The organism is Phyllobacterium sp. P5_D12 (assembly GCF_054049495.1).
The window spans coordinates 1-2352 of sequence record NZ_JBFUMG010000643.1; the positions used below are offsets into that span (position 1 = coordinate 1).

Sequence of the window (2352 nt, forward strand, 5' to 3'; positions counted from 1 at the left end):
GCGTTACTTCACCAAGATCCTGCAGACGACAGAAGCGGGAATGATGATTCGCTCCCTGTTCGTATCCTTGCAGGAACTGAATAAGGGCGCCCGCCGTCCAGCTGATGTCAAACCGACGAAATTCAAAAAAATCGGTGTTATCGGTGCGGGCTTCATGGGAGCGGGCATTGCCTACGTTACTGCCAAAGCCGGCATCCCGGTGGTGCTCCTCGACCAAAGCCTCGAGGCTGCGGAAAAGGGCAAGGCGCATTCCGTCGAGCTGGCTACCAAGGAAATGCAGAAGGGCAAGGCCACTGCAGAAGAAAAGGAAAAGCTTCTCGGCCTGATCACACCATCTGCAGATTATGCCGATCTCGAAGGTGCAGATCTCGTCATCGAAGCGGTGTTCGAAGATCGTGAAGTCAAGCGGATCGCTACTGAAAAGGCGGAAGCCATGTTGAAGCCCGCCGCGATTTTCGCATCAAACACATCGACACTACCCATTACTGGCCTTGCCAAGGTCTCGCAACGTCCTAAGAATTTCGTCGGAATCCATTTTTTCTCGCCCGTCGACAAGATGCTGCTGGTGGAAGTCATTCTTGGCAAGAAAACATCGGACAAGGCGCTTGCAGTTGCGCTTGACTACGTACGCGCAATCAAGAAGACGCCGATTGTGGTCAATGACACACGCGGCTTTTACGTCAATCGCTGTGTTCTGCGCTACATGTCGGAAGCTTACAACATGCTCATCGAAGGTGTTCCGCCCGCGATGATCGAGAATGTCGCACGAATGGCAGGCATGCCGGTCGGTCCGTTGGCGCTCAATGACGAGACTGCGATTGACCTGTCGCAGAAGATACTGCAGGCCATATTAGCTGATCTTGGGCCAAAGGCTGTTGATCCGCGGCATGTTGAGCTCGTGAACACACTGGTCGATAAGTATGATCGCCGTGGCCGCAAGAACGGCAAGGGCTTCTACGATTATCCGGCGAAGCCGGCGAAAAAGCATTTGTGGCCCGAGTTGAAGACGCTTTATCCGCAACAGGACCCGGACAAGATCGACGTCGAGGTACTGAAGCAGCGCTTCCTGTTCACGATCGCGCTGGAAGCTGCACGCGTCATGGAGGAAGGCATTGTCACTGACCCGCGTGAAGCGGATGTGGGGTCGATCCTTGCCTTCGGCTTTGCACCCTATACTGGCGGAACCCTTTCCTACATCGATGGGATGGGCGCGGCGAAGTTCGTCGAAATCGCCAAGGGCCTGCAGCGGAAGTATGGCGCACAGTTCAAGGCGCCGAAGCTTTTGCTCGACATGGCTGAGAAAGGCGAAACCTTCTACGACCGTTTCAATCCGTACTCCGCAGAGGACAAAAAACAGGCTGCTTGATAGGGTGAGTGGAGAGAAATAGGTTCTTTGCGCGTGGTTCAACAAGTTCATTTAAAGCGTGCTTGCCGACCTCGCTATGATGTCGGTAATTGACGATTGTCTATTGATAACTGTTGGACCACGCATAAAAACTATGAAAAATAAGAAAATTTTCCGTAATTCTCCTCGACTTTTGCCAAAGTCCTATGTAAAACGGTACTGAAGGTATTTTTTCCTTTATTGGATATCATCATGTTTTCACATGACCGCATATGGGCGGCCATAGATGCGCTGGCAGAACGCCACTCGCTTTCCGTATCGGGATTGGCGAAGCGTGCGGGGCTTGATCCAACAACCTTCAACAAATCCAAGCGCTACGCTGTTGACGGGCGCGCACGGTGGCCGTCAACTGAATCGCTCGCCAAGATCATGGAAGCTACCGGCGCTTCTCTGGACGAATTCATGACGCTCGTTCTGGGCAGGGCCAGCGGCGGGAATGGCGGCGCGACACGTGCTGTACCGCTGCTTGGCTTCGCGCAGGCCGGTGCTGGAGGCTTTTTCGATGATGGCGGCTTTCCTGTGGGTCAAGGCTGGGATGTCGTCGAGTTTCCGGTAGGGCCTGCCGACTCGGTTTATGCGCTTGAAGTGTCGGGCGATTCCATGCTGCCGCTCTATCGCGATGGCGATACGATCATCGTTGCGCCCGGGGGAGCAGTGCGACGGGGTGACCGTGTGGTGGTGCGTACAAAGGACGGGGAAGTCATGGCCAAGATACTTGCACGGCAGACGCCGCGGACGATCGAGTTGCAATCGATGAACCCCGAGCATCCCAATCGCACCTTCGATGCGGTCCATATCGATTGGATCGCGCGGATCCTGTGGGCCAGCCAATAGGAACGCATTTTACATGCGCCAGCTACCGCTTTATGTCCTGACCGTTCTGGTGGTTTTGGGGCTGATCTACGCTTTCGTCGCACCCTTTAACGGGGGCATCGATACGCCTAGTC

2 protein-coding genes are annotated in these 2352 nt (G+C 54.6%); both read left to right on the forward strand.

Going from position 1 to position 2352, the window contains the following annotated elements; translation table 11 throughout:
• On the forward strand, window positions 1–1366 hold a 1366-nt coding region (locus ACXJ5O_RS24670), incomplete at its 5' end, for a 3-hydroxyacyl-CoA dehydrogenase family protein (RefSeq protein WP_457302205.1).
• Between the two features lie 231 nt (window positions 1367–1597).
• On the forward strand, window positions 1598–2239 hold the full coding sequence (locus tag ACXJ5O_RS24675; RefSeq protein ID WP_209998054.1) for a S24 family peptidase: 642 nt from the start codon (window positions 1598–1600) through the stop codon (window positions 2237–2239).
• Window positions 2240–2352: the final 113 nt, after the last annotated feature.

What these genes read in the sequence shown, in the direction of transcription:
- ACXJ5O_RS24675 (WP_209998054.1), top strand. Translation starts at nt 1,598, where the DNA reads ATGTTTTCACATGACCGCATATGGGCGGCCATAGATGCGCTGGCAGAA.